A 1,895-nucleotide genomic window follows, 5' to 3' on the forward strand; every position below is an offset into this window, starting at 1 on the left:
GGCAAGCCTCGCTCCTACAGATTCGGGGTCGAGTCACAAATGGGGACCGACACAAAACTGTAGGAGCGAGGCTTGCCCGCGAAAAGGTCTGAAGGACCTTCTGATGTTAGTTGCTGATCGCCAGAATGCTCGCCTGATACGACCCGACAAACACATCGAAATCGCCGACTTCGTTCTGCTCCAGCGCCACCTGCTCAGCCAGAGAGGAGCGTGCGCGTTCTTCAAACTTCGCCTGATCTTCGCTATTCAACGGCTCGCTGCGGAAAAACTCCGCATGCGCCTGGCTCTGGCGCAGGGAGAACTGGGCAAAGCTCTCCTTGTGTTCAGCCATGGCCGCCAGTACTTGTGCTGAAGGTGTGCGCGACGAATCCTTGACCTTCTCCATCTGCACGTCCAACGCCTTGCTGTGGGCATCGCCACCATGGCTTTGATCAAGCAGCGCCGCGAGCGGAGCTATTTTTTCCAACAATTCGCCGGCCCATTCCTTCAGGTCGACCGGTTGACCGTCACGCTGCAGTTGCAGGCCCGGACGACGACCTTCCTTGACCACGCTGAGGAAGTTCGAGGTCGCGTTGCCGCACGAAGTATTGGTCAGCAGCGGGCTGTCGTTCAGCGCGCAATACAGCAGGAACGCGTCGAGGAAGCGCGACTCTGGCAAATCGATGCCCATCGGCAGGAACGGATTGATGTCCAGGCAACGCACTTCGACGTACTGAATGCCGCGGGCCACCAGCGCCTGGATCGGCCGTTCGCCGGTGTAGGTCACGCGCTTCGGGCGGATGTTGGAGTAGTACTCGTTTTCGATCTGCAGGATGTTGGTGTTGAGCTGAACCCACTCACCGTCCTGATGCGTACCGATTTCGACATACGGTGCATACGGCGTGGCGACCGCTTTGCGCAGGCTGTCGGTGTAGCTGGCCAGATCGTTGTAGCACGGCGTCAAGCCGGCTTGGGCGTTGCTCTGGTAACCCAGGTCACTCATGCGCAGGCTGGTGGCGTATGGCAGGTACAAGGTGTCCGGGTCCAGTTGCTCCAACTGGTGCGAACGACCGCGCAGGAAACCGGCGTCCAGCGCAGGGGAGGCGCCGAACAGGTACATCAGCAGCCAGCTGTAGCGGCGGAAGTTGCGGATCAGCGCAATGTAGGCTGACGACTGATAGTCGCGGTCGGTGCCGACAAATCCTTCAGCCTCTTTAAGCAGTGGCCAGAGCTTTTCCGGCAGGGAAAAGTTGTAGTGAATCCCGGCGATGCACTGCATGGTTTTGCCGTAACGCAGGGCCAGGCCCTTGCGGTAGACGTACTTGAGCTGACCGATGTTGGACGTGCCGTAATAGGCGATCGGGATGTCTTCCTCGGCCGGCAACGGGCACGGCATCGATGGACTCCACAGAAACTCGTTGCCGAGCTTGCTGTAGGCAAAACGGTGAATCTTGTCCAGGCTCGCCAGCGTATCGGCCGGGTCTGGCAGGGCCGGGGTAATGAATTCCAGCAGCGACTCGGAATAGTCGGTGGTGATTTGTTCATTGGTCAGCGCGGAACCCAATGCTTCCGGGTGCGGCGTTTGCGCCAGGCGACCTTCGCCGGTCACGCGCAGGCATTCACGTTCGATGCCGTGAAGGCACTGTTCGAGCAGAGAGAGGTTAGCGCGCTCGCCAAGCAGAGCCAGGCGGCGGTTGAGAAGTTCGCTCAAGTTGGATTCCTTCACGCGTCAGTCGCCCCAATATGGGGGTGGGCAAGACGGTCTACAAGGGTGAAGTTGAAACTGGCGTTTTCGCCTGGTTTTTGGACCGTACACGGCTGCTGACAGCAGCCAAGGAATTCCCTGTGGGAGCGAGCCTGCTCGCGAAGAGGGCGTGTCAGTCAACATTGATGTTGTCTGATACATCGCCTTCGCG

1 protein-coding gene is annotated in these 1,895 nt (G+C 59.3%); it reads right to left on the bottom strand.

Going from position 1 to position 1,895, the window contains the following annotated elements; all coding sequences use genetic code 11:
- Nucleotides 1-106: 106 nt before the first annotated feature.
- Nucleotides 107-1,690 (bottom strand): glutamate--cysteine ligase, encoded by a 1,584-nt coding sequence (gshA, locus tag QMX98_RS34345; RefSeq protein ID WP_010464781.1) that lies wholly within the window; start codon nucleotides 1,688-1,690, stop codon nucleotides 107-109.
- Nucleotides 1,691-1,895 lie beyond the last annotated feature (205 nt).

It is taken from the genome of Pseudomonas sp. PS02303 (assembly GCF_029959925.1).
Lineage (GTDB): Bacteria > Pseudomonadota > Gammaproteobacteria > Pseudomonadales > Pseudomonadaceae > Aquipseudomonas > Aquipseudomonas mandelii.